The organism is Xanthomonas sp. SI (genome assembly GCF_014236855.1).
Classification (GTDB): Bacteria; Pseudomonadota; Gammaproteobacteria; order Xanthomonadales; family Xanthomonadaceae; genus Xanthomonas_A.
The window spans coordinates 3,707,943-3,734,181 of sequence record NZ_CP051261.1 but is presented as its reverse complement, the minus strand read 5'-3'; the positions used below and the strand labels follow the sequence as shown (position 1 = coordinate 3,734,181).

Genomic DNA, 26,239 nt, shown 5'->3' with positions numbered 1-26,239 from the left:
CGCTGCGGCGAAGACAGCCGCGTCCACTGAGGACATGTGGCTGCGCCCGTACCCTCACCCCCGGCCGCTCTCCCGGTGGGAGAGGGGAGAGGGCCTCCCAGAATGGGTGATTGCCCGCAGCGCGCACGCATCGCATGCTGTGGGGGTTGTCGCCCGCTACCCACAAGGATGCCGATGAGCCTGGCCGATACCCGTCGCCATCAGATGTTCCCGGTGCTCGAGCCGGCGCAGGTGGACACCGCGCGCCGCTTCGCCAGCGGCGCGCCGCGCACGTTCGCACCCGGCGAAGAAGTCTTTGCCGTCGGCGACCATCCGGCGCCGGTGTGGCTGGTGCTGCAGGGTACGATCGCGGTGGTGCGCCGCGACGGGCTGGGCCACGAGAAGCCGGTCACCGAGCACGGCGCCGGGCAGTTCAGCGGCGAGGTCAGCCAGTTGGCCGGCCGTGCGTCGCTGGCCGGCGGGCGCGCCGGAGCCGACGGCTGCGTGGCGGTGCCGTTCGATGCGGCGCATCTGCGCTCGCTGATGATCAGTTCGGCCGATGTCGGCGAGATCGTGATGCGTGCGTTGATCCTGCGCCGGGTCGGGCTGATCGAAGGCGATACCGCCGGTTCGGTGCTGATCGGCGAGCCGGGCGAGGCGCGGCTGACCCGGTTGCAGGGCTTCCTGACCCGCAACGGCTATCCCAACACCTTCCTGGATGCCGCCGACGACGACGAAGGCCGCGCGCTGGTCGAGCGCCTGGGCATCCATCACGACGAACTGCCGCTGATGGTCTGCCCCAGTGGCACGGTGCTGCGCCGTCCCAGCGAGGCCGAGGCCGCGCATTGCCTGGGCATGACCCCGGAGCTGGATCCGCAAAAACGCTACGACGTGGCCATCGTCGGCGCCGGCCCGGCCGGCCTGGCGACCGCGGTGTATGCCGCGTCCGAAGGGCTGTCGGTGCTGGTGCTGGACCAGCGCGCGATCGGCGGCCAGGCCGGCGCGTCGGCGCGGATCGAGAATTACCTGGGCTTTCCCACCGGCATCTCCGGCCAGGCGCTGGCCGGGCGCGCCTACAACCAGGCGCTGAAGTTTGGCGCCGAGCTGGCGTTGCCGCTGGAAGTGGCGCAGCTGCATTGCGATGCGGCCAGCGCCGAGGACTGCAGCGCCGCGCCGCTGCAGTTGCAGATGCGCGACGGCCTGCGCGTGCAGGCGCGCACCGTGGTGATCGCCTCGGGCGCGCGCTACCGGCGCCCGGACATCGCCAACCTGGCCGCGTTTGAGGGCAATGGCGTGTCGTACTGGGCGTCGCCGGTGGAGGCGCGGCTGTGCGAAGGCGAGGAGGTGGCCCTGGTCGGCGGCGGCAATTCCGCAGGCCAGGCGGTGGTGTTCCTGGCGCCGAAGGTGAAGCGCCTGCACCTGATCGTGCGCGGCGCCGGGCTGGAGGCGTCGATGTCGCGCTACCTGATCGAGCGCATCGCCGCGTTGCCGAATGTCGAGTTGCACACCGGCACCGAGGTGGTGTCGCTGCAGGCCGACGCATCGCAGCGCCTGGAGAGCGCGGAGTTCCGCGATCGCACCAGCGGCGCCACGCATCGCTGCACCTTGCACCATCTGTTCCTGTTCGTCGGCGCCGATCCCAACAGCGCCTGGGTGGACGGCTGCGTGCAGTTGGACCATGCCGGCTTTGTTGTCACCGGCGCCGAACCCGCGGCTGGGCAGGTGCCTGCACTGCCGCTGGAGACCGACCGGCCGGGCGTGTTCGCGATCGGCGACGTGCGCGCCGGTTCGGTCAAGCGCGTGGCCGCGGCGGTCGGCGAGGGCGCGGCGGTGGTCGCGCAGATCCATCAGTTTCTGGCGCGGCGCAGTGCGCCCGCCACCATCGAGAGGGCCAGCCCATGAGTGCGCGTTGTTCCCATCTTTCCACCATCGCCGAGGTCACGCCGAGCGCGCGTGGCTGCGAGGAATGCCTGAAGATCGGCAGCCCCTGGGTGCACCTGCGCCTGTGCCGCAGCTGCGGCCACGTCGGTTGTTGCGACGATTCGCCCAATCGCCACGCGACCAAGCATTTCCACCAGACCGCGCACCCGATCATCGAAGGCTACGACCCGCCCGAAGGCTGGGGCTGGTGCTATGTGGACGACACCGAAGTGGAGTTGCCGGACCAGACGCCGCAGCTGGGGCCGATTCCGCGTTATGTGTAGCGGTGGGCGACAGCGTCGGGACTGAAGTCCCTCCCACAGTGCACCCAGTTGGCTCGCCGCAAGTTTTCTGTAGGAGGAGCTTTAGCCCCGACCGGGATGTGTCGACGCTGCAAGCTGCCTGTCGCGGCTGAAGCCGCTCCTACAGAGCATTGGCCGGGCGTTTCTCGGCTTGTGGGAGCGAGTTCAGTCGCGACGAGCGAAGCGGTGAGTGTGCTGGTTTCGGACAGCGTCGGGACTGAAGTCCCTCCCACAGTGCATCAGGGCGATCTGCCGCAAGTCTTCCTGTAGGAGGGGCTTTAGCCCCGACCGGGATTTATCGATACTCGAAGCTGCCTGTCGCGGCTGAAGCCGCTCCTACAGGGGCGTTGGCCGGGTGTGTGGGGCCTTTGCGGGCGTGCCGGCTCTTGTAGGAGCGGCTTCAGCCGCGACCGGCGAAGCGGTGGACCTGATAGCTTCGGGCAGCGCCGGAACTGAAGCCACCCCCGCAACAGCGCCTGTCGATTGACAGGTGTGCATGTAGCGGACGCGACGCCGCGCCCATCGCGCCAGCCCATACACAGCCGCCTCCGTCCGACCCCGCTAAGCTTGCGCAAGCTCTTGCCAATCTTCCAGCCAATGCCCAAGCCGCCCGTTTCCCCCGCCTCCGGTTTCGTCCGCGTCCGCGGCGCCCGCGAGCACAATCTCAAGGATGTGGATGTGGAACTGCCGCGCGATGCGCTGGTGGTGTTCACCGGCGTGTCCGGCTCCGGCAAGTCCTCGCTGGCATTCGGCACGCTGTTCGCCGAGGCGCAGCGTCGCTATCTGGATTCGATCTCGCCGTATACGCGGCGCCTGATCGACCAGGCCGGCGTACCGGATGTGGATTCCATCGAAGGCCTGCCGCCGGCGGTGGCGCTGCAGCAGCATCGCGGCGCACCAAGTACGCGATCTTCGGTCGGCAGCGTCACCACCATCTCCAATTCGTTGCGCATGCTGTACTCGCGCGCCGGGGACTATCCGCCGGGGCAGGCCATCATCTACGCCGACGGCTTCTCGCCGAACACGCCGGCCGGCGCCTGCCCGACCTGCCACGGCCTGGGCCGCATCTACGACGCCACCGAGGCGTCGATGGTGCCGGACCGTGCGCTGAGCATCCGCGAGCGCGCCGTCGCTGCGTGGCCGCCGGCCTGGCATGGGCAGAACCTGCGCGACATCCTCACCACGCTCGGCCACGACGTCGACGTGCCGTGGGCGAAGCTGCCGAAGAAGACCCGCGACTGGATCCTGTACACCGACGAGCAGCCGACGGTGCCGGTGTATCCGGGCTTCACCCTCGCCGAGACCCAGCGTGCGCTGCGGCGCAAGCAGGAGCCGGCCTACATGGGCACCTTCAGCAGCGCGCGCCGCTACGTGCTGCATACCTTCGCCAGCACGCAGAGCGCGCTGATCAAGAAGCGCGTGTCGCAATACTTGCTGAGCACGCCATGCCCGACCTGCGACGGCAAGCGTCTGCGCCGTGAGGCGCTGTCGGTGACCTTCGCCGGACTCGACATCGGCGCGCTGTCGCAGCGTCCGCTCACGCAAGTGGCCGAACTGCTGCGCCCTGCTGCAGAAGGCCGCACCCGCGGCGCCAAGCGCCATCCCGAGCAGGCCATCGCCGCGCAGCGCATCGCCCAGGATCTGCTGGCGCGGATCCAGATCCTGCAGGAGCTGGGCCTGGGCTATCTCACCCTGGAACGCAGTACGCCGACGCTGTCGCCCGGCGAACTGCAGCGGCTGCGCCTGGCCACGCAGATCCGCTCGCAGCTGTTCGGCGTGGTCTACGTGATGGACGAGCCGTCCGCCGGCCTGCATCCGGCCGATGCGCAGGCGCTGCTGGCCGCGCTGGACCAGCTCAAGGCCGCGGGTAATTCGCTGTTCGTGGTCGAACACGAGATCGACGTGATCCGCCATGCCGACTGGATCGTCGATGTCGGTCCCGGTGCGGGCGAGCAGGGCGGGCAGGTGCTGTACAGCGGACCGCCGGCCGGACTGGCGCAGGTCGCCGCCTCGTCCACGCGCCGCTACCTGTTCGCCGAGCAGGCGCCGATCGCGCATGCGCCGCGCGCGCCGAACGCATGGCTGCAGCTGCGCGGGATCAGCCGCAACAACGTCGCCGCGCTGGACGTGGACATCCCGCTGGGCGTGTTCACCACGGTCACCGGCGTGTCCGGCTCGGGGAAGTCGTCGCTGGTCAGCCAGGCCTTGGTGGAACTGCTCGGCGCGCATCTTGGCCAGGAGCGCGTCGATCCGGAAGAGGGCGTGGATCCGCTGGAGCGCAGCACGCAGGCGGCGACCGACGGACGCATCGCCGATGGCCTGCAGCACGTGCGGCGGCTGGTGCAGGTGGACCAGAAACCGATCGGCCGCACGCCGCGTTCCAACCTGGCGACCTACACCGGCTTGTTCGACCATGTGCGCAAGCGTTTCGCCGCGACGCCCGCCGCGCGCAAGCGCAAGTACGACGCCGGCCGCTTCTCGTTCAACGTCGCCAAGGGCCGCTGCGAAACCTGCGAAGGCGAGGGCGCGGTGTTCGTGGAATTGCTGTTCATGCCCAGCGTCTATGCGCCGTGCCCCACCTGCCATGGCGCGCGCTACAACGCCAAGACACTGGAGATCGAATTGCGCGGGCACAACATCGCGCAGGTGTTGCGCATGACCGTGGCGCAGGCGGCGGATTTCTTTGCCGACGATGCGGCGATCGCGCGGCCGCTGCAGGTGCTGGGCGAGGTGGGACTCGGTTATCTGCGGCTGGGCCAGCCGGCCACCGAACTGTCCGGCGGCGAGGCGCAGCGCATCAAGCTGGCCACCGAGCTGCAGCGCGCGCAGCGCCGCGACACCGTGTACGTGCTCGACGAGCCGACCACCGGCCTGCACCCCGCCGACGTGGACACGCTGCTGCGCCAACTGCACGGTTTGGTGGAGGCGGGCAACACGGTGGTAGCGGTGGAGCACGACATGCGTGTGGCCGCGGCCAGCGACTGGATCATCGACATGGGGCCAGGCGCCGGCGATGAAGGCGGCAAGGTGGTCGTCGCCGGCGAGCCGCAGGCGGTGGTGCGGCATGCGGGCAGTCGCACCGCGCCGTTCCTGGCGGAGGCGCTGTAGGGCTGAAGCGTTCCAACGCAGTGGCGCGGCAGGCTGCCCACATCGCACCGTTCCTGCCGGGCGCGTTGCAGGGCTGGATGTTTCCAAGTTCCGGTGCCGGCGCAACTGCCGCAAGTGGAACCGCCTGCATGCAAGGACGTTGTCGCAGGCGCCAACGCGCAGCGGCCTTGCGTTCGATCCGTCGCCTAGGGTGGCGCATTGCGGCCGTCCCGCGCCAGCAGAGGTCGGCGCGGGAACGGCAGTGCTCAGCCGACGTTGCCGCGACCGCCGACGCTGCTGAAGATGCTGCCGGTGGTGAAGCTGGATTCCTGCGAGGCCAGCAGCACGTAGATCGGCGCGATCTCGGCCGGTTGGCCGGGCCTGCCGGTGGGGCCGTCGGCGCCGAAGGTCTTCAGCTTGTCCATGAACTGCCCGCCGCTGGCTGCAGCGGCGTCCAGTACGGGCCGGGCGCGACCGCGTTGACGCGAATGCCCTTGGGCGCCAGTTGCTTGGCCAGGCACTTGGTGAAGCTGACGATGCCGCCCTTGGTGGTGGCGTAGTCGAGCAGCGCTTCGGGCGGATCGTCGGCCACGATCGAAGTGGTGCTGATGATCGAGGCGCCAGGCTTGAGGTGCGGCAACGCGGCGCGGGTCACCCAGAACAGCGCGTAGAGGTTGGTCTTGAGCGTGTCGTCGAACTGCTGGTCGTCGATGTCCAGGATCGACGGCTGTGCGGTCTGGCGCGCAGCGTTGTTGACCAGGATGTCCAGCCCGCCGAGCTGGCGCACGGCCTGATCGATCAACTGCCTGCAGAACGCGGCGCCGCGCAGATCGCCGGGAATGGCCACCGCCTTGCGCCTGGCCGCGCGGATCAGCGCGACCACCTCGCGCGCGTCCGATTCCTCCTGCGGCAGGTAGTTGATCGCCACGTCCGCGCCCTCGCGCGCGAAGGCGATGGCCGCGGCGCGGCCGATGCCCGAATCGCCGCCGGTGATCAGCGCCTTGCGCCCGGCCAGGCGGCCGGAACCGACGTAGCTGCGCTCGCCGTGGTCCGGCACGGGCACCATCTTCGACGCCAGACCCGGCCATTCCTGCTTGGGCGTATCGAACGGCGGGCGCGGATACTGGGTGCGCGGGTCCTGCATCGGCGGCCTGCTGCCGGCGGCAACGGCGCCCGCCGACGTGGCCTGCGCGGCGGCGCCGGACATCGCCAGCGTGCCGCCTGCGGCCAGGCTGCTGCCGAGGACGCCAAGCGCACGGCGGCGGCTGGCGGAGTGGTTGGGATCGTGATCGCTCATGGCGCGGTTCCTCGATGGGGGAAGGAGCAGCGGCGCGGGCATGGTCTTTGCGCCGCCTGTTCGGCGTCCTCCGCCAGGTCCAGAGTGCTGCAGGCAGCAGCGGGATGCATGCGGGCCGACGTCGGGCACCCCATCTCAGCGCCGCGCCCGGCACCGTGGCGTGAGCGCGAGGTGCTGCCGACGTGAAGCGGGCCGGCGACGACGCGTGGGATGCGCGTGGCGGCCGCGACGTGCGCCGTTCCTGACACAGACGCTGCAGGGATAGCGTGTTGCATTCTTTAGGAGCGGCTTCAGCCGCGACGGGCTTGCCTGATGGTGCCTGTCGCGGCTGAAGCCGCTCCTACAGGGTTCGCTGTTGCGGAGCGCTCCCGCTTCTCAGCCTGCCAATTCGAAGCTGGCGGACACGCCCGCAGGCTTGGCCGATGGCGCCACCCACGACTGCGCCGTTGCCGAGGCAGACGCGGCAGTGATAGCGCGTTGCATTCTGTAGGAGCGGCTTCAGCCGCGACGGGCTTTACTGATGGTGCCTGTCGCGGCTGAAGCCGCTCCTACAGGGTTTGCTCTTGCGAAACGCTCCTGCTTCTCAGTTTGCCAATTCGAAGCTGACGGACACGCCGGCAGCTTCGGCCGATGGTGCCACCCACATGTCGAACACGCCCGGCTCCACCGTCGGCTTCAACGCCTGCCAGCCGAGTTCAAGCCTGGTACCACTCCAACGCATCCAGAAATTGCGAGGCCTGCGCAGCGCTGCCCAGATACGAGGCCAGGGACGAGGCGACCGCCGTTCGCGCCGTTGCGAGCAACTCGTCGGTGTCGTCGAATGCGTCGTCGCCCAGTTCCGCCATGGCATTGGCGATGGTGGCCAGGCCGCCGAATGCAGTATCCAGGTTGGCGGCCAGCCACTTGGGTTCCCACGCACCGGCACCGTGAAACGCGAACAGGACCTCGCCGCTGGCGATGTCGAGAATGAAAGGATCCGCGCCTTGGTCCGCGACCACCAGCCACTGCTCGCTCCAGTCCGCAAGGCGTTCGCCGCTGACGGCATTCCACCGGTATCCGTCCTGCAGCTGCCAGAGCTTGTGCAGCGGCGGAATGTCGACCGGGTTGCCGCCGATGTCGAGCGACACGCCGGTCGGGCCAACGTGCGCGTGGTAGGTCTCGCCCCACGGCCCCACCTGCGCATAGAAATCGGCGAGCGTCGCCGGCAGCGGAATCGGTCCCTGCCAGTCGGACGCGGGTTGCGGGCGTAGCTCGCCCCAGGGGGCGAGCAGGGTGCGAAGTGCGGTGTAGGGCATGGGTTGTCCTTGCGGCAATCAATATGCTCGGCACTGTAGTTGCCGAGCATGCAAATGTCGCGCGCCGCTGCGCGATGCCACACACGCACAAACCCGCGGCGGACAGTTACACACTTAGCGGCCGGATTGTCGCCGCATCGTGCACTACCTTGCCGAACTGCATTAGGTCAACCCTTCTGCCGAACGCCGTGCGCAAGCCCCTGTTGACAGTGAACTTAGGGCTTCGACCGGTCCATCTTGCAACTCGGCGTTTGCAGCGTTTCATGGACGACAGCGAAGGGTTTGCCTGACGGGTAGCGGCGACTGCGGACGGATTCCATTACTGCCCGATCGCAGGCGCGGTCTCTGGATGAGCGGATCACGTCGAGCTTGCCGACGGCGCCGCTGTCGAGGACCTCGAACGACACCGTAACAGTGCAGCTCTTTTCCGCAGTGGAAGCGCCGAAGCAAAAGTCGGCGGGTATCTGCAGCGGCGTGGCGGATAAGGGGGCCGGCGGAGCTACATGCTCGGGGGCAGGCCGTTGCTGCGGTGTGCCAGCCAATGCCAGCACTAGCGCCATCAGCGGGGTTTGCATCGACGTCGGCTCCTGCGGGATTTCCGTGATCGCGATCGTTACGGTTGGTCGGTACTGGCGACAGCCTGCAAGTCACGCAGGTTGTCGCGTTGCGCCAGGTCCTTGCCGATGCCGTAGCCGAAGGCGACGAGCAGTAACAGGAGCGCGAACCCGGCGTATAGCTGCCCCTGGCGCGTGTCGCTGCGCATGGCCAGCATGGCGAGGCAGACCAGGGCTGCGCTGAAGTACAGCGGGCTAACGCACAGGCCGAGTACCACGAACAGGCTGATGGCACCGGAGAGCGCGGGCGCGACGGTTTTGTTGGCGGACATCAGGAGTCTTCCTTGTTGGCGTGGCCCAGGACGGTCGCGCAGCGTGGCCGACTGCGCGAGGGCGGCGGCGGCATCGGCCGCCGAATCGAGCATCGCCTGCGCAGCGGGGGACGGTCAAGCCAGGCACGGGCATCCCGATTCCCCGCGCGGGCACTGCCGCAAGGACCGCGTGGGTGCCGGCTAGCGCGTCCGGCCCGCGACGACGTTTTGCCTTGCAGCGCCGCCACAGGTCAGCGCCCGGCTACAACGCCGAACGCGCCATGTCGATCACGAAGCGGTAGTGCACGTCGCCTTTCTGCAGCCGCGCAAAGGCTTCGTTGATCTGCTCCATCGCGATCACTTCCACGTCGGCGACGATGCCGTGCTGCTGGCAGAACGCCAGCATCTCGTGGGTGTCGGCGGTGCCGCCGGTGCCGGAGCTGGCGATGCGGCGGCGGCCCATCGCCAGCATCACCGGGCGGAATTCCAGGTGGTCCGGCAGGCCCAGCGCACACAGGGTGCCGTCGAGTGTCAGCGCCTGCAGCATCGCGTCCATCGGATAGACCGAGGACACCGTGTCGAGGATGAAGTCGAAGCGGAAGGCCTGTGCCTGCATCTGCGCGGGATCGGTGGACAGCACCACCTCGTGCGCACCCAGGCGCTGCGCTTCGGCGGCCTTCTTCGGCGAGGTGGTGAAGGCCACCACGTGCGCGCCCAGCGCCCGCGCGAATTTCACCCCCAAGTGGCCGAGGCCGCCGATGCCGACCACGCCCACGGTGCTGCCGGGCCCCACCTGCCAGTGCCGCAACGGCGAGTAGGTGGTGATGCCGGCGCACAGCAGCGGTGCCGCCGCGGCCGCATCCAGGCCGTCGGGCAGCGGATAGACGAAGTGCGCATCGGCCACGTAGTACTCGGCATAGCCGCCGCGGGTGCGGCTGCCGTCGACGCGGTCGGTGCCGTCGAAGGTGAGCGTGGGGAACTCGCGGCAGTACACCTCCATCTGCGCGCGGCAGGGTGCGCACACGCGGCAGGAATCGACGATGGTGCCGATCATCACCCGCTCGCCGACTTTAAACTCCGGCACCGCCGCGCCCACTTCCACCACTTCGCCGACGATCTCGTGGCCGGGCACCAGCGGGAATTCGCCGCCCCAGTGGTTCACCGAATGCAGGTCGGAATGGCAGACGCCGGCGTACAGCACCTTCACCGCCACGTCGCGTTCGCGCACGGCGCGACGCTCGAAATGCCAGGGCACCATCGCGCCGCCTTTTTCCAGGGCGGCGTAGGCGCGGGTCGGGCGAGGCTGGGCCGTTGGGGCGATAGCGTTCATCAGGGCTCCGGTGCTTTACAATTTGGCTGGAAATGTAATGTTGACAACTTTACAAATTATGTCAAGTGTAAAATCCGCTGCACCCTTTGCGGCTTTGCCGAGCAAGGAGACGCGCATCATGGATGCCGCCTTCCAGCTGTTCCTGCGCCACGGCTACCGCAAGGTCGGCATCGGCGACATCGCCGCGGCGGCGCAGATGTCGCGGCCGTCGCTGTACGCGTCGTTCCCGAACAAGGAGGCAATCTTCGCGGCGATGGTGCTGCGCCAGCGCGACCAGTGCCTGGCCGAATCCGGCGTGCGGCTGCGTCCGGGGCAGGACCTGGCGACGCGGCTGCGGCATCTGTTCGACATCTGGGTGCTGGAACCGGTGGCGGCGGTGATCGATTCGGAGAACGCCACCGAGCTGCTGGCCAAGTGCGGCGACTACGCGCCGGAGGCCCTGGCCGCGCTGTACGCGGAGCTGGAGGCGCAGCTGGTGGCGACGCTGCAGCCGGAAGTGCATGCGCCAGCGGCGATGTCGGCGGCGGACATCGCCTACATCCTGCGCCTGGCCACCACCAGTCTGAAGGCGTCGGCCGATAACGAGGGCGACCTGCGGCGCTTGATCGGCGGGCTGATCGCGATGACGTTGGCGACGGTGCATGCGGGGGAGGGGGCGGGGAAGTCTGTGGCTGCGGCGTCGGCGGCGAAGCGAAAGCGTGGCGGCGGCTGAGTGGGGAGAGCGTCGGGTCATCGCGATCTGCGCTGCGGATTTTTTCTTCAAGCAATGCTTCGGCGCCGATCCTGTTCGAAGCCGTGAAGTGCGCCGCTTCGTTCGTCGCGGCTGAAGCCGCTCCTACAGGGGGGGGCTTGCGGTGAGTTGGCTGGGTGCGTTGTGGGAGGGCTTCAGTCCCGACTGCATGAGGCTGGAAGTCGCGGGGCTTCCTGGCTTTTGTGTTGTGGTGGAGTCGCGGCCGGTCTCTCATCCATCACAGGCTGCTAGGTGCGCCGCTTGGTTTGTCGCGGCTGAAGCCGCTCCTACAGGGGGGCTTGCGGTGAGTTGGCTGGGTGCGTTGTGGGAGGGCTTCAGCCCCGACTGCATGATGCTGGAAGTTGCGCGGCTTCCTGGCTTGTGTGTTGCGGTGGAGGTTTGTTGTGGAGTCGCGGCCGGTCTCTCATCTATCACAGGCTGATAGGCGCGCGGCTTGGTTTGTCGCGGCTGAAGCCGCTCCTACAGGGGGGCTTGCGGTGAGTTGGCTGGGTGCGTTGTGGGAGGGGCTTCAGCCCCGACTGCAGGGTGGTGGACATCACGCGGCCTCTTCGCTGAATTGCTCAGGCTCGCCACGGTCGCCGGGTCGCGCGATGAGACGCGGCCTGGCTACGCTGGCGATCCGTTTTTCTTCGGAGTTCCGCGCATGAGCCGACGTTCCGGTAGCGCCGATCTGCCCCTGCACGGTGGCCGCGTGCCGCAGTGGCTGGGCGAGCGCATGACCCGGCTCGGCGCGGTGATGTGCCAGGCCATCGTGCACAGCTATGGCCGCGACGAACTGCTGCGGCGCCTGGCGCATCCGTTCTGGTTCCAGTCGCTGGGCGCGGTGATGGGCATGGACTGGCATTCCTCGGGCATCACCACCAGCGTGCTGGGCGCGCTGAAGCGTGGGCTGACGCCGCTGTCCGCCGAATTGGGCATCCATGTCTGCGGCGGGCGCGGGCGGCATTCGCGCGCCACGCCCGATGAGTTGTGCGCGGTGGGCGAGCGCACCGGGCTGGACGGCGCCGGGCTGGCGCGCGCCAGCCGGCTGGTGGCGAAGGTGGACAGCGCCGCGGTGCAGGACGGATTCGATCTGTATCTGCACGGTTTCATCGTCAGCGACGACGGGCAGTGGGTGGTGGTGCAGCAGGGCATGAACGGGGCCAGCAAGCAGGCGCGGCGCTATCACTGGCTGTCCGAAGGGCTGAGCAGTTTCGTCGATGCGCCGCATGCGGCGATCGACGGGCCGGGGCAGGGCCGCATCGTCAATCTCGCCGACCATCGCGCCGCCGCGTCGCGGGCGGCGCAGGTGGAATTGTTGCAGGCGCTGGGGCCGGACCGGATCGCGCAGGAATACGGCGCCTTGCAAGGGTCTGCGGCGAACGCGGTGGCGTCCGTGCCACGTGCCGCCACCCGCGCGAACACGATGAACGGTGCGATGGCCGCCGCGCATGCGGCGCGGGGCGCGCGCAGCGCGGCGGCCGATGCGCTGTTCGCGCCGAGCGGCGACCTGTTGGCCGCCACGCCCGACGCGATGCCGGCGCGCATGCCGCCCGGCCTGCCGCACCTGTCGCTGCCCGACCACCACGACGTGCGCGGCAGCGACATCGTGACCCGGCGCCTGCATGGCAACCTGGCCGCGGCGGCCGAATGCGGGCCGCAGGATTTCACCGAACTGCTGCAGGTGCCGGGCGTCGGCGCACGCACCGTGCGCGCACTGGCGCTGGTGGCCGAAGTGCTGCACGGCGCGCCGTGCCGATTCACCGATCCGGCGCGGTTCTCGATGGCGCATGGAGGCAAGGATCGGCACCCGTTCCCGGTGCCGACGCGCGTTTACGACCACACCATCGGCGTGCTCAAGACCGCGGTGGCGCAGGCCAAGCTGGGCCGCGAGGAAAAGCTGGAGGCGATCCGCCGGCTGGATGCGCAGGCGCGCCTGCTCGAACCGCACGCGCACGGGCCGTCGGTGGAGGCGCTGATCGCGGAGGAGCGGCGCGCGTCGCACGCGTACGGAGGGCGCAGCGTGTTCGGCTGGGAGCCTGCTCCGGCCGACGCGGCGAGTGCCGCCGACGATGCGCCAACCCGGCGCGTGCGTCGCCAGTAGGTCGCTGCAGCAAGAGCGGTGCGCGCGATGGCAGCGGCGCGCGGGAGTCCGATCGCGGCGCAGTGCCGGGCGCTTGGCGCCCTGGTCGAAGTCCGGCGCGGACGAAGCGCGAGATCTGCTGGTTGCCAGGAATGACGACTTCGAGGACATCGCCTAGGAAACGTCGCGTGGAATCGGCAATGCGATGCGCGCGCAGCGTGGCCGCTCGGGTTTGGCGAACCGCGATGCGGTAGCGACATGGCGGCGTGTCGCGTCCAGCCAGGGAAAATAAGCGACGCGATCGAACGCGAGGGCAGCAAATCTTGCGCAGCGCTTGGTCATGTCGAGCATGCGCGCACGCTTCGTCAGCATGGGTTCGCGTCATTCGCACTGCTGCACAACCGCAACGCGAACCGCGCGCAGTGCACATCGGCTTCGCATCGCTTATGCCGGTTCTTTACTTTTTGGCTGCTACACCTGTTGCGATGGCCAGTTCCGGCCGCTTGCAGGAGAACGACATGCCGACGCAATCCACTACCGCCAGCGCCAAGCGTGCCAAGCGCGAAGGCAAGGCGGGTACTACCCAGGCCGGCGAATTCGTCCGCGAGGAGATCGATCGGGTGCGCGAGGGCAAGACCAAGGTGAAGTCGACCAAGCAGGCGATCGCCATCGGCCTGTCCAAGGCACGCCGCGCCGGGGTCAAGACCGGTGCGTCCAAGACCGCCTCCAAATCCACCAAGAAGAAGGTCGCGCAGGAAGAAGCGAAGGGCGGCAAGGCCGATGCGCCGTCGCCGACCCGTTCGCGCGGCGCCAAGAAGGCGCTGAAGACCGCCAGCAAGGGCAAGACCGCGAAGCAGACCGTGGGCAAGAAGGCCTTGTCCACGCAGACCAAGAAGGCGGCCAAGAAGCGCACCGCCAGCAGCCGTTCGGCCGCGGCGAAGAAGGCCGCACAGACCAAGGGCGCCAGCGTGCGCAAGAGCGCGGCCAAGAAGGCGGCGCGGACGCGGGCGAAGAAGGCTGGGACCGGTGCCTCCACCGCAAGCAAGAGTACGGCGAAGAAGACGGCGGCCAGGAAGAGTGCGCCGCGCAAGCGCGCTGCGAAGAAGGCCGCTGCGCGGTAGGGCGCCTTGGAGGCGTCTTTCAATCCCTTGTAGGAGCGGCTTCAGCCGCGACAGGTTCTCCGGATAGAGGCTGTCGCGGCTGAAGCCGCTCCTACAACGGCGGGCGTGAGCGACGCCTACAACTCGGTGTATTTGGTGATGCGGCCCTTGGCGCGGTCCACCGGGTACTTGGCGGCATTGACCTGCATCTTCTGCCGCGCCGCCTCGATCGGGTCGATGCCCAGCTTGTCGCACAGCTGCAGCAGGTACAGGAGCACGTCGGCGACTTCGCTGCCGACCTGGGCCTTCTTGTCGTCCGACAGTTGCCGGCTCTGCTCGTCGGTGAGCCATTGGAAATGCTCGAGCAGTTCCGACGCCTCGACCGACAGCGCTGCGGCCAGGTTGCGCGGGGTGTGGAACTGGCCCCAATCGCGTGCGTCGGCGAACGCGCGCTGGGCGGCTTGCAGGTCGTGGAGACTGTCGGACATGGGAAGGGTTCGCGGCTGGGAAACCGCATGGTAATGCACCGCCGGAGCCGCTCGTGGCCGCAGCGGCGATGGCCTGACTTCAGTTGCGGTGTTCCTCGCGCCAGCGGGCGATGGCATCGGACACCGCTTCGCCGTGATCGCGCGACACATCGCGCGGGTGCCGCGGCGACGCGGTGTCGCGGATGCGCGTGGCCAGGGCGTCGCAAGCGGCGTGTCCGCCCTGCTGTATCTGCGCGCATTCGTCGGCGTCGAGCCGGATCAACAGCGAGTAGCCGAACGCGGAGGCGTTGCAGTTCACGTCCAGGAAGCGGTCCGTGCCGGATTGCAGCAGGAACCAGGCATGCGCGACGTGGTCCAGTACGCGGAAGTGCGCGGCGCTCATGACACTGCTATCTGCTGGCACGTCCTGCTCGCGCTGTGGCCGCGACGACACGGAATGGGCGGGCGCGCGAGGCCAGCGCGGCAGGTCGGGCGATGTGGGGTGCGCATCGGCATGGCCATAGCCTATCGCAATCGTATCGACGGACCTCGGCGTTTTTGCTCGGTCAGGACCGATATCCTCTGTGCGGATGCCTGCCGGTGAGGTCGGTCGTGACGGGCTTTGTCGGTAATGCCCGTCGCGGCGGATGGCCCGAGGTCACCCGAAGTCGCTCCCACAGTGTCGGGGAGCGTGGATGGGGGCGGCGGCACGCTCGGCGAAGAACTCCAGCCGCGAACGACGTGCACCGCTCGCGGTAGCGGCGCGGAGATCTTCGCCCCGTCAGCGCGCCTTGCAGCCGAACAGCGACAGGTCGATGGCGTCGGCCATGCGCGCGTAGCCTGCGTCGTTGGGGTGCAGGTGGTCGCGGGTGATGGCGGCCGGCAACGATTCGGGGTTGTCGGGCATGCGCAGGATCGCGTCGAAGTCGATCACCGCGTCGAACGTCTTGCTGTCACGGATGAAGGCGTTCAAGGCCTGGCGCGTGGCGGCGGACACGGGTTCGTAGCGTTCCGATGCGCCGAACGGGGTCAGTGTCGCGCCGATCGTGGCGATGCCGTGCTGGCGCAGGCGTTCGACCACCTGCCGGTAGCCAAGCTGCATGTCCGCAGCAGTGCGCCCCGGCACGAACGCCGGCGGCCCGCTGTGGCGGATGTCGTTGATGCCTTCGAACAGCAGCACCTGGTCGACGCCGGGCAGCGCCAGCACGTCGCGGTCCAGGCGCGCGAGCGCGCTGGGGCTGCGGCCGGCGTCGAGCAGCTTGTTGCCGCTGATGCCGGCGTTGAGCACCACCACCTGGCCGGGGCAGGCCTGCTCCAGGCGCTTGCCCAGCAGCGCCGGCCAGTCGCCATTGCTGCCGCGCGCGGCGGTGGCGCCTTCGGTGATCGAATCGCCCAGCGCCACCACCACCCGCGGCGCTGCGCTGGTCTGCGCATACACCGCCGACACCACGTTCTGCCGGTAGCTCAGCGTGGTGGCGTCGCTCACCTCGACATTGCCCTCGGCCACGCGCACCGCCGTGCGACGCACCGCAGGCCGCGCGGCCTCGGGAAAGTACAGGGTCAGCGCGATCTCGGCCAATGCCGGTACGCGCAGCGCCACCGGATCGCTGAGCAGCACGCCGCCGGGCGGCAGCACGATCTCGCGGCGACCGTCGAACGACACCGGCTGCGCCGGCTGGGCGGCATTGGCCAGGCGCACCGACGCCGCTCCGATCTTCAGCGGCGCGGTGCCCAGTTCGTTGCTGATGCGGAAGCGCAGCGCCTGTGCGGCGGTACCCAGGCGCATGTCCTGGCGCACGCTCTGCCGCTCGAACTGCAAGGAACTGCCGGCCGGACCGTCGAGCCGGTCCGGCGTGGGCGAGGCGATCCACGCCGGCAGCCAATGCGCGGCCTGCTGCGCCGCCGCCGGCAGCGCCATGCACAACGCGAGCGCGGCAGCCGCCACGCCGTTCCACAACAACTGCCGCAAGGGCGGGAATCGCAACGACATGAGCGTGGCTCCTACGCGTTCGGGTCAGGAAAAATACACGCCGCCGTTGACGTCGAGATTGGTGCCATTGATGAAGCTGGCGGCATCGGAGGCCAGGTACACCGCCGCATCGGCGGCTTCGGCGGCGCGGCCTTCGCGGCGCAGCGGGGTGGCGTTGGCGACGAAGGCGCGCACTTCCGGCTTGGTGAAGTCGTCGTGGAAGCGGGTGGCGATCATGCCGCAGCACAGCGCGTTGACGCGGATGCCGCGCGGGCCCAGTTCCTTGGCCATCGCCCGCGAGAAGGTCATCACCGCGGCCTTGGCGGTGGCGTAGATCGCCGCGCCGGGACCGCCGCCGTCGCGGCCGGCCAGCGAGGCGAAATTGACGATCGCCGCGCCCGCCTGCATGTGCGGCGCCACCGCCTGCGTGGTCAGGTACACCGACTTCAGGTTGAGGTCCATGACCTGGTGGAAGAAGGCTTCGTCGATGTCGGCCAGCGGCTTGCGCGCGAGCATGCCGCCGGCGACGTTGACCAGGATGTCGATGCGCTGGCCGAACGCCTGTTGCGTCGCCGCGACCAGTCCGGCCACGGCCTGCGCGTCGGCGGCATCGGCGCGATGCACGATGGCCTGGCCGCCAGCGGCCTGGATCTGGCGCAGGGTTTCCTCGGCGCTGGCCGCGTCGTTGGCGTAGTTGATGCACACCTTGGCGCCGGCCGCGGCCAGCTTCAGCGAAACTTCGCGGCCGATGTCGCGGCCGCCGCCGGTGACGATGGCCACCTTGTCTTGGAATTGCATGCGCGATGAGTCCTTGCGTTGTGGGGAAAGGGAAAGCGATCAGCCGCGGGTGGCGGGATCGTCGAGTTTTTCGATGCGGCCGGTCACCAGCCACAGCGCGGCCAGCGAGGCCGGCACCAGGGCGGCGACGAGAATGAACATCGGCGCATAGGAGTGGGCGGTCATCACCGGCACCAGCCAGGTGGTGATCAAGGTGCCGGCGACCGCAGCCATGCCGCCGATGCCGGCCAGCGAGCCGACCGACTTGCCGTCGAACAGGTCGCCGGGCAGGGTCTGGATGTTGCCGATCGCGATCTGGAAACCGAACAGCACAGCGGCGATGGTCAGCACCGCGATGGTCGGATCTGCGGCGAGCACCGCGCCGAGCAGGGCCGGGGCCATGATCGCGCCGCCCAGGGTGATGGTCCATTTGCGCGCGCGGTCCACGCTCCAGCCGGCCGCGATCAGCCGTCCCGACAGCCAGCCGCCGGACAGGCTGCCGAGCATCGCGCCGACGAACGGCACCCAGGCGAACGCGCCGATCTGCTTGATGTCGAAATGGAAGGTCTCGGCCAGGTAGATCGGCAGCCACGACACGAACAGCCACCAGATCGGGTCGATGAAGAAGCGCGACAGCACGATGCCCCAGCTCTGCCGGTGCGACATGATCTGGCGCAGGCTCGGCAGGTAGGCCGGCTTGTCCGACACGCTGCCGTCGGCCGGCGCGTCCAGGATCAGTGCGCGCTCGGCCGCATCCACCCACGGATGCCTGTCCGGGCCGGCGCGATAGATGACCAGCCACGGCAGCAGCCACACGAAGCCGAGCGCACCGACCAGCACGAAGGTGCCTTTCCAGCCCAGCCACAGGAACAGCAGCGCGATCAGCGGCGCCGACACGATCGCGCCGATCGAGGCGCCGGCATTGAAGATGCCCTGCGCCAATGCGCGCTCGCGTGCCGGGAACCACTCGGCGTTGGCTTTCACCGCGCCCGGCCAGGCGCCGGCCTCGCTGATGCCGAGCATCGCCCGCACGATGCTGAAGGAGACGATCGAATGGGTCACCGCATGCAGCGCGATCGAGATCGACCACACCGCGATCGACAGCGCAAAGCCCATGCGCGTACCGATGATGTCGAACAGGCGCCCGAACACGAACTGGCCGGCCGCGTAGAACAGCATGAAGATGGTCACCAGCAGCGCGTAGTCTTCCTTGGTCGCGCCGATGTCCTGCGAGATCGCCGGCCACATCACCGCCAGCGCGTTGCGGTCGATGTAGTTGATCACCGTGGCCACCGCGATCAGGCCCACGATCATCCAGCGCACCGCGCTGCGTTTGGTCGGCTTGCCCGGCTTGGCAGCGGCGGAGGCGGGCGTGCTCATTTGCCGCCCGCCGCGCGGTCGAAGCGCGCATAGCCGCCGCGCCAGGCATAGCGCTGGCCCTGCACCTGCACGCTGTGCTCGCGCTCGGCGGCGGCATCGTCGGCCACCGCCAGCGCCAGGGTCTTGCCCGAGGCCAGGGTCAATACGATCACTTCGGCGTCGTCGCCGCGCACGCGGGCGATGGCGCGGATGCGGCTGTCGGCGCCGTGCACGTATTCGGCGGTGCCGTTGTATTCGCCGTGCGGTTCCAGTACGCCGAAGAAGCTGACGTCGGCCTGGCCGTCCACGCGCTGCAGCAGCATCGGTTCGCGGCGCAGGTTGAAGTCCGGATCGTTGGCGCCGCTCTCGGCCAGGATCGCGCGCGACGGCGCGCTGCTGCCGAAGCGGTAGCTGTAGAAGCGCCCATCCAGCAGCCAGCTCAGGCTGCGCGGTGCCTGCGACGCGTCGCTGCTCGCGTCCACCCACAGGTGCTGGTAGCCGTTGGCCTTGCCCAGCACCGGGCGCTCGGCCAGCGCGCGCTTGGCCTCGAAGCCGACCTGCATGATGTGGCCGTTGAAATGCAGCGGCAGGTCGTAGCGCGCCGGCTTGGCGCCGTGCACGCGCAGCAGGTCGATCACGATCGGCAGGCCCAGCTCCGGATGGGTCAGCAGCGCCTGGGTGCGGGTGAAGCTGACGCCCTCGTAGGCATGGTCCATGCGCGCGGACACGATCTGGGTGTCGGTGTCGCGGGCGAACAGCAGCGGCGTCGGCGCATATTCCTCGCCCACCCGCCAGTCGCCGTCGAAGTGGCTGCGTTCGTTCACCACCAGCGTGTTGTGCGCCACCGTGGTCTTGGCCCAGCTGGTGTTCTCCGGCAGGTAGATGCCGCCGGACTTGGCTTCCACGTTGAGGAAGCGCGCCGCGCCGTAGTCGGTGACCACGCGCTGGCCGTTGTCGTAGAACAGCCAGTTCAACTTGTCGAAGTGGCCGTGGCCCATGCCCTGCGAGGTGTTCTTCATCACCAGGGTCTGGCCGTCCTCGCCGCCGGCGCGCAGGATCGCCAGCGCGCCGTGATCGCCGTCGGCGCCGTCGCGCAGCAGCGCGGAGCGGAACGCGAACGGCTTGGCCTTGTCCTGCACCAGTGCCGCGGCCACGCCCAGGCCCTCGGGCGTCAGCAGCACGCGCTGCTGGCGTTGCGCGATCGACAGCAGCCGCGCGTCGTGGGTCTGCGCATAGGCGATGCCGAGCCCGGCCACCAGTTCCTCGGTGTCCAGGCCCTTGTCCAGGATTGCGTCGTTGAGCGGGAAGAAGTAGCCGGCGTAGCTGCTCTGCACCAGCGTATCGACCGCCTTCAGCAGCACGCCGTCGCGGCGCTGGAAGATCTTCTGCTGCGGCTGGTTGCGTTCGATCGCATTGGCGAACAATACGAACGGTGCCAACGCATAGCGCTGGTAGTAGGGGCCTTCGGCGTAGTAGCCGTCGGGCGAGAACAACTGGTCGATCTGCTTGAGGAAACCGGCGCTGCCGTCCTGCTTGCTGCCGCGCAGCGCCTTGTCCACCAGGGTCTGGTCGCGCAGCACGTAGCCGGTCATGCCGACCGCGGCCACCGCCCAGGTGGCGTGGTTGTGGATCTTGTCGAAGTTGTCCGGGCTTTCGTCGCACAGGAAGTGCGCCATGCGCCGGAACACCTGCGTGTCGATGGTGTCGCGATCGGCAGGTGTGAGGCTGTCGCGGATCGCGTCGTAGCCCTGCGCGGCGTAGACCAGCCACACCGAATCGTTGAGCGATTGCCAGAACAGCCGCCCCGGCACCTGGCCGCGCCCGGCCGGATGCGCGCCCAGGGTCGGATACAGCTTGGCGTAGGCCAGCAGCAGATCGCGCGCGTAGTCGGCGTAGGCGCGCTCGCCGGTGAGTCGGTACAGCGCGCCGGCGGCCTGGATCGCCTGGTAGTTGCGCTTGTGCTGTTCGTGGCTGGCGCCGCCGCCGGGATCCTTCGGCAGCGGCACGTCGATGCCGGCCTGCATGGCCTTGCGCAGGCTGGCTTCGGCACGCGCGCGTTCGCGCGCGAACAGCGGGTAGCGTGCGCCGTCGCTGGCCATCTGCCGCCATTGCGCGGCGGTGACCAGCACCGGCGCGGCGTTGGTGGCGGCGGTGCTGCTCGCGGCCGCAGCGGTTGGCGTCGCAGCGGGCGCGGCCCAGGCGGCGGGCGCGCTGGTGGCGGCGGCCAGCACCAGCAGCATCAGGCGAGTGGATCGGGTCATAGCAAAGGCTCCGCGTCGGCAGTGGCCGGCAGCGCCGGGGTGCCGAGGAATTGGTTGCGGGTGGCGATCAGTTGCGGCGTGCCGGTGGTGCGCACGCTGCTGATCGCGGCGCTGTCGATGAACTGGTTGTCGTGCAGGACCGTGCGCTGCACGCCGTGCAGGCGCAGCGAGGGCGCATCGGCGCCGCCGACGCGTTCGAAGCGCGAGCCGCTGATCGTCAGCACCGGGCCGAAGGTGCTTTCGTCGCGGCCGCCGCGGTACAGGTCCACCGCCGGCCCACCGATGCGGCGGAACTGCGCATCGGCGATCTCCACGTACGCGGCGTTGTAGGTGCCGCGGTCGTCGGTTTCCGCATGCGCCGACAGCACCGCGCCGGAGACGTCTTCCACCACCACCCGGCGCAGCGCGATGCGCTCGGCCAAGGTGCCCTTGCCCAGCGCGATCACGTCGAAACCGCGGTTGCCGGTGAGGCCATGGATGCGGCTGTCCTCGACGATCAGCTCGTAGTTGGCGGCATTGGAACCGGGTGCGGTGCGGATCACCGCGTTGCCCACTTCGTCCGGCGCGGCACTGCCGTCGATCTGCAGCCGCGCCAGCTTCAGCGCACCGCCCGCTTCGATCTGGAACAGCGTGGCGCGCGAGAACGCGATCTGCGCCTGGCCGCGTGCCGGGCCTTCGACGCTGAGCGGATGGCGCAGCGCCAGCACCTGGTCCACCTGGTAGCGGCCGGCGTCCAGTTGCAGGCGATCGCCAGCGCCGGCGGCCGCCACCGCTTGCGCGAGCGTGTCGTTGCCGGGCCGCACGCGCTGGCGGCGGCCGCTGTCCAGCGCCACCGGCACGGTTTCCTTCGCGTACCAGGCCACGCCGACGTCGTCGCGCGGCACATAGGTCAGCGCAGGATCGGCGCCGATGCCGCCGGCGTCCGCAGCGACCAGCAAGCCGGTGGCGGCGCGCGTCATCGCCAGCGTGCGGCCGGTCACCCCGCCGGGCAGGCGCGGCGAGGCGGCCGGGCTTTGCAGGTTGCCGGCGAAGGCGATGCCGGACAGGTCGCCGAGCACGCGTACCGGATCGTGTTCGGCGACGATCAGGTTGTCGGCGAAATCGCTGTCGATCGGCGCGGCGGTGCGTTCGTCGTCCTTGCCGGCGCCGAAGAACAGCTGCTTGCTGGCGACGAAGGTGTTGTGCTCGATCAGCGCTTCCTGCACCTGCACGTAGCGGTTGGCCGGCGAGTTGGGCACGCCGTACATGATGCTCAGCGCCGAGGAATAACCGTCGCCGGCCAGCCCCTCCAGGTAGTTGTTGCGCACGGTCTGCTTGCGGTTGATGACGCGGATGCCGCCGGTGTCGTCCTTGCCGTCGCCGAAGAACACGTTGTTCTCGACCAGGTTGCCGTCGCCGTGGCGCAGCACCAGCGCGCCGCGCGAGCGCTTGAACACGTTGCCGCGGTAGGTGTTGCCGCCGGACTTGTTGGAGACGATCTCCACTTCGCCGTCGCAGCCTTCGAACCAGTTGTTCTCGACCAGCGAGTTGGAATCGGAGCTGGCGTCGTTGCTGGTGCCGATGCGCAGGGTCTCGCCGCCGTTGGCGCCCAGGTTCGGGCGCGGGCCGAACCAGTTGTGGTCGATGCGGTGGCGGTTGTCCAGGCCCTGCACCGCATCGCGGACCACGACCATGGTCGGGCCGGCGTTGTTCTTGCCGACCAGCTGGTTGTGGTCGAAGCGGTTGTGGCTGTCGTACATCGCCACCCAGTTGTCCGAGCGGCTGCGCTCGGGCTGGTTGAAGCGGTCGACCACGACCCGGGTGATGCGGCTGTGGCGCGCGCGCTCCTTGCTGGAGACGCGGTAGGACAGCACCGCCTCGGTCGGGCTGTAGCCGTCGCGGAACACCAGGTCGCTGACCACCAGGTAGGTGCCGGCCATGCGCAGATTGGACTGGCCGGTGATGATCACCTGGCCCGGGGTCTGTGCGCTCAAGCGGATCGGCTGCGCGGCGGTGCCGGTGCCGGTGAACACGATCTGGAAATCGCGCCATTCGCCATTGGCCAGGATCACGTGGTCGCCGGGCTGCAGGGCGCCGGTGGCGGCGCGGTATTCGGCCGGAGTGGCGACGAGGATGTCGGCGGCAGCGGCCTGGCCGGCAGCCAGGGCGAGGAACAGCAGGGCGAAGCGGTTGCACGCGGCGGTCGATGCCATGGTCTGCCTCCTCTCGATGCGTGCCGTGGCGGCGCCGCCGTGGGCCGGATGGTAGCAGAGGTCGAACGCTCGTCAACCAGATCTGCATACCAAAAATCATTTATCTGGAAAGGTGATTTGGCGCGAAATCCGTGCTGCATACGCACATAAATTAAGATCAATCGCACGTACCAATTGGCCTGGACGGATATTTATACCAATTTGTTGACATTGGTCGGCGGCCGGTAAAGGCTCCGCTCCCAAGTCGTAGCCCTTACGGCGTTCACTCGGGAGGAGAGACCATGCGGCACCCCTATGCGGCCCCGTCCGCCAAGCGCGCCGGCGCGCGCTCGTTGCGCAGCGCCCTGGCCTGCGCCATCGCGGCCTCGTTGACCAGCGTGGCCTGGGCGCAGGAACCGCCCGCCGCTGCGGCCGAGACCGCCACCGCGCCGGCGCCGGCGAGCGGTGCGACGACGCTGGACCAGGTCCAGGTCACCGGCATCCGCGGCTCGATCCAGTCCTCGATCAACAAGAAGCGCGACGACACGGTGATCTCCGACGTGCTTTCGGCCGAGGACATCGGCGACCTGCCGGCGCCGTCGCTGGCCGATGCGATCGAGACCCTGACCGGCGCCGCCTCCACCCGCGACAAGACCGGCGCCTCGGAGATCTCCATCCGCGGCCTCGGCGCGTTCCTCAGCAGCACCCAGTTCAACGGCCGCGAGATCACCAACGGCAGCGGCGACCGCTCGGTGAACTTCAACATGTTCCCGGCCGAACTGATCAACACCGTGGCCATCTACAAGACCCAGCGCGCCGACCTGATCGAAGGCGGCGTCGCCGGCACCATCGGCCTGGAAACGGTCAAGCCGCTGGACTACGGCAAGCGCGCGCTCCAGTTCGACGGGCGCGGCAGCTGGGCCGAGTACGACAGCAAGTACCGCGACAAGGACGGCATCGGCTGGCGCGGCACCGCCAGCTACATCGACCAGTTCGAGTTCGCCAACGGCGGCAAGCTCGGCGTGTCGATCGGCCTGCAGGCGCTGGACGGCACCGATCCGGAAGAGAGCATGACCAGCGGCTCCACCTGGTACGCCTGCGACGGCACCCAGAACGTGCGCAACGCCAACTGCGCCGAGGTCGGCGCCAACGCCATCGCCAACGGCGCGCCGTACTACCTGGTGCCGAGCAGCCGCATCTACCGGCTCAAGCAGGAACGCAACGACCGCCAATCCGAGTTCGCCGCGGTGCAGTGGAAGCCCAACGAGGTGCTCGAGGTCAACGTCGACTACGAACACACCGACCGCAACTGGCACGAGAAACGTTCCGACCTGAGCCTGTCCAACACCCGTCGCGGCATCGTCGATCGGCAGGTCGACGACAACGGCGTGCTGCGCAGCTATTCCGGCAACACCTCGATCGATTCCACCTCGACCATGTACGACCGCAACGAGGAATACACCGGCGGCGGCCTCAACATCGTGCTGCGCCCGAGCGTGGCCTGGGAGATCGCCACCGACCTGTCCTACTCGCACACCGTGCGCGAGGACACCCAGCGCATGACCCGGCTGCGCGCCAACGCCCGCGACGTGAACAACGCGGTGGTGCCGGGCATCAGCAGCGGCACCACCGGCTACGTCAACTACGACTGGGACAACCGCGGCGACGTGCCGAGCATCGCGCTCGACCCGGCGTTCGATGTCGCCGATTGGGATGCCTACACCGGCGCGGCGCGGGTCACCTCCGAGGAGGAAAAGAACGACCACCGCATCCGCGCCGGTCGCTTCGACGTCAGCTACCTGCCCGAGGACGGCCTGCTGACCAAGCTCAGCTTCGGCCTGCGCGCCAGCCAGGCCGACTACCGCTACTTCGACAACACCATCACCACCGACATCGCCGCCAGCGGCGCCGGGCGCGCGCAGATCGTCGCCGCCAACCAGGCCTGCCGCGCGGCGTTCCCGCAGGACGACTTCCTCGACGACGCCAGCGGCAACACCATTTCCAGCTGGGCCTACTTCGACCCGTCGTGCCTGTACGAAGCGTTCCGCGGCAGCAGCGCCACCGGCGTGGACCCGAACTACATGGATCCGAACAACGTCGACGTGGTGGAGAAGACCAAGGCGCTGTTCCTGATGGCCGACTTTCGCAGCACCCTGTTCGGGCTGCCGGTGTCGGGCAACATGGGCGTGCGCTGGGTCAAGACCGATGTGCGTTCGCAAGGCGTGCGCGCCGAGCTGGACCTGATCGACAACGGCGCAGGCACCCTGCGCCTGCAGCCGACCGGCACCTACCAGACCCTGGTCGACAAGGCCGGCAACGACAAGCTGCTGCCCAGCGCCAACGCCTCGTTCGAACTGCGCGACAACCTGCTGCTGCGCGTGGCCGGCTACCGCGCGATGTCGCGTCCGGACATCGCCGCGCTGGGCTCGGGCCGCAACGTCAACCTCACCGGCACCGAGAACTTCACCAGCCTGGAAGAGGCGCTGGCCGGCATCACCGCCACCGGCAACCCGGAGGCCAAGCCGCTGATGTCGTGGAACGGCGATGTGTCGCTGGAGTGGTATCCGAACGAGGACAGCATGCTGGCCGGCGCGGTGTACTGGAAGCAGTTCAACGGCGGCACCGAGACCGCGCTGTTCGACGAGACCTTCGTGGTCGATGGACAGAGCGTCACCGTTGCGGTGCCGCGGCAGGTGACCACCGACAAGAAAAGCACGCTGACCGGCTTCGAGCTCAGCGCCGCGCACCGCTTCTCCTACCTGCCCAAGCCGCTGGACGGGCTCGGTTTCAAGCTCAGCTACAACTACGCCGACACCGATTACGAGACCCAGGATCCGCGCCTGGGCGAGCAGGTGGACGCGGTCACCGGCACGGTGATTCCGGCGATCGTGGCCCCGGCCGGGCTCAGCGGCTTTTCGCGGCATGTGCTGTCCGGCTCGCTGTACTGGGAACTGGGCCGCTTCGACATGCAGGCGATCGGCAAGTACCGCTCCAAGTACTACCAGGACTTCACCGGCAACACCGCGCAGCAGAACCGCTACTACGACGACAACACCAGCGTGGATTTCCGCGCGCGCTACCGGGTCACCAAGCAGCTGTCGCTGTCGCTGGAACTGATGAACCTGACCAACGAACCGCGCGTCGCATCCCAGCCTGTCTACGGCAACTTCCGCGAGTACGTGAGCTACGGGCGGCGCGCATATTTCGGTGTACGATACAAGTTCTGAACGCAGCGGCGCGGCTCCCG

General features: G+C 68.8%; 18 protein-coding genes and 2 pseudogenes. 7 read left to right on the top strand and 13 right to left on the bottom strand.

Translation table 11 applies throughout. From position 1 onward, the window contains the following. Nucleotides 1-174 precede the first annotated feature (174 nt). The 3 genes from HEP75_RS15550 to HEP75_RS15540 all read left to right on the top strand — a co-directional run bounded on the left by HEP75_RS15550 (nt 175) and on the right by HEP75_RS15540 (nt 5,309). Nucleotides 175-1,881: an FAD-dependent oxidoreductase gene (locus HEP75_RS15550; RefSeq protein ID WP_185824135.1), complete on the top strand. Its 1,707-nt coding sequence runs from the start codon at nt 175-177 to the stop codon at nt 1,879-1,881. Beyond that, nucleotides 1,878-2,183 carry a UBP-type zinc finger domain-containing protein gene (locus HEP75_RS15545; RefSeq protein WP_185813572.1) on the top strand — a complete coding sequence of 102 codons (306 nt, stop codon included), beginning with the start codon at nt 1,878-1,880 and terminating at the stop codon, nt 2,181-2,183. The genes HEP75_RS15550 and HEP75_RS15545 overlap by 4 nt, the downstream gene beginning before the upstream one ends. A 615-nt stretch (nt 2,184-2,798) precedes the next feature. Next, nucleotides 2,799-5,309: an excinuclease ABC subunit UvrA gene (locus tag HEP75_RS15540; protein WP_185824134.1), complete on the top strand. Its 2,511-nt coding sequence runs from the start codon at nt 2,799-2,801 to the stop codon at nt 5,307-5,309. A gap of 245 nt (nt 5,310-5,554) precedes the next feature. Here the strand turns inward: HEP75_RS15540 and HEP75_RS15535 are convergent. The 5 genes and pseudogenes from HEP75_RS15535 to HEP75_RS15515 form a co-directional block, all read right to left on the bottom strand. Beyond that, nucleotides 5,555-6,495 (bottom strand): annotated as a pseudogene (locus tag HEP75_RS15535) (SDR family oxidoreductase). Nucleotides 6,496-7,280: 785 nt separating this feature from the next. Next, on the bottom strand, nt 7,281-7,880 hold the full coding sequence (locus tag HEP75_RS15530) for a hypothetical protein (RefSeq protein ID WP_185824133.1): 600 nt from the start codon (nt 7,878-7,880) through the stop codon (nt 7,281-7,283). Between the two features lie 215 nt (nt 7,881-8,095). Beyond that, nucleotides 8,096-8,455 carry a TonB family protein gene (locus HEP75_RS15525; protein WP_185824132.1) on the bottom strand — a complete coding sequence of 120 codons (360 nt, stop codon included), beginning with the start codon at nt 8,453-8,455 and terminating at the stop codon, nt 8,096-8,098. A gap of 38 nt (nt 8,456-8,493) precedes the next feature. Beyond that, a complete protein-coding gene (locus HEP75_RS15520; protein WP_185824131.1) occupies nt 8,494-8,766 on the bottom strand; it encodes a hypothetical protein in 273 nt (90 codons plus the stop codon). A 241-nt stretch (nt 8,767-9,007) separates the two neighbouring features. Continuing rightward, complete coding sequence (locus HEP75_RS15515) at nt 9,008-10,075, bottom strand: NAD(P)-dependent alcohol dehydrogenase (protein ID WP_185824130.1); 1,068 nt, start codon at nt 10,073-10,075, stop codon at nt 9,008-9,010. A gap of 37 nt (nt 10,076-10,112) precedes the next feature. Between HEP75_RS15515 and HEP75_RS15510 the strand changes: the two genes are divergently transcribed. Continuing rightward, nucleotides 10,113-10,787 (top strand): TetR/AcrR family transcriptional regulator, encoded by a 675-nt coding sequence (locus tag HEP75_RS15510; RefSeq protein WP_255423875.1) that lies wholly within the window; start codon nt 10,113-10,115, stop codon nt 10,785-10,787. A gap of 682 nt (nt 10,788-11,469) precedes the next feature. Continuing rightward, nucleotides 11,470-12,909, top strand: coding sequence for a DUF763 domain-containing protein (locus HEP75_RS15505; protein ID WP_185824129.1), 1,440 nt, complete (start codon nt 11,470-11,472; stop codon nt 12,907-12,909). A 153-nt stretch (nt 12,910-13,062) separates the two neighbouring features. Here HEP75_RS15505 and HEP75_RS15500 read toward each other — a convergent pair whose 3' ends face one another. Continuing rightward, complete coding sequence (locus HEP75_RS15500; protein ID WP_185824128.1) at nt 13,063-13,260, bottom strand: hypothetical protein; 198 nt, start codon at nt 13,258-13,260, stop codon at nt 13,063-13,065. A gap of 146 nt (nt 13,261-13,406) precedes the next feature. Between HEP75_RS15500 and HEP75_RS15495 the strand changes: the two are divergent. Next, nucleotides 13,407-13,901: pseudogene (locus HEP75_RS15495) on the top strand (DUF6496 domain-containing protein); the annotation flags it as partial. A gap of 224 nt (nt 13,902-14,125) precedes the next feature. Here HEP75_RS15495 and HEP75_RS15490 read toward each other — a convergent pair. The 7 genes from HEP75_RS15490 to HEP75_RS15460 form a co-directional block, all read right to left on the bottom strand. After that, complete coding sequence (locus HEP75_RS15490) at nt 14,126-14,476, bottom strand: nucleotide pyrophosphohydrolase (RefSeq protein ID WP_185824127.1); 351 nt, start codon at nt 14,474-14,476, stop codon at nt 14,126-14,128. Nucleotides 14,477-14,555: 79 nt separating this feature from the next. After that, on the bottom strand, nt 14,556-14,858 hold the full coding sequence (locus HEP75_RS15485; protein ID WP_185824126.1) for a hypothetical protein: 303 nt from the start codon (nt 14,856-14,858) through the stop codon (nt 14,556-14,558). 378 nt (nt 14,859-15,236) lie between these two features. Further along, a complete protein-coding gene (locus tag HEP75_RS15480) occupies nt 15,237-16,445 on the bottom strand; it encodes an SGNH/GDSL hydrolase family protein (RefSeq protein WP_255423874.1) in 1,209 nt (402 codons plus the stop codon). Nucleotides 16,446-16,469: 24 nt separating this feature from the next. Further along, nucleotides 16,470-17,222, bottom strand: coding sequence for a glucose 1-dehydrogenase (locus HEP75_RS15475; RefSeq protein WP_185824125.1), 753 nt, complete (start codon nt 17,220-17,222; stop codon nt 16,470-16,472). 39 nt (nt 17,223-17,261) lie between these two features. Next, nucleotides 17,262-18,581, bottom strand: coding sequence for an MFS transporter (locus tag HEP75_RS15470; RefSeq protein WP_185824124.1), 1,320 nt, complete (start codon nt 18,579-18,581; stop codon nt 17,262-17,264). Further along, nucleotides 18,578-20,821, bottom strand: a complete 2,244-nt coding sequence (locus HEP75_RS15465) for an oligoalginate lyase (RefSeq protein ID WP_185824123.1) — start codon at nt 20,819-20,821, stop codon at nt 18,578-18,580. Before HEP75_RS15465 ends, HEP75_RS15470 begins: the two co-directional genes overlap by 4 nt. Then, entirely contained in the window at nt 20,818-23,013 is a 2,196-nt protein-coding gene (locus HEP75_RS15460) for a polysaccharide lyase 6 family protein (RefSeq protein ID WP_185824122.1), read from the bottom strand. The genes HEP75_RS15465 and HEP75_RS15460 overlap by 4 nt, the downstream gene beginning before the upstream one ends. A gap of 281 nt (nt 23,014-23,294) precedes the next feature. Here HEP75_RS15460 and HEP75_RS15455 point away from each other — a divergent pair, with 281 nt between their 5' ends. Beyond that, complete coding sequence (locus tag HEP75_RS15455) at nt 23,295-26,219, top strand: TonB-dependent receptor (protein WP_185824121.1); 2,925 nt, start codon at nt 23,295-23,297, stop codon at nt 26,217-26,219. Nucleotides 26,220-26,239 lie beyond the last annotated feature (20 nt).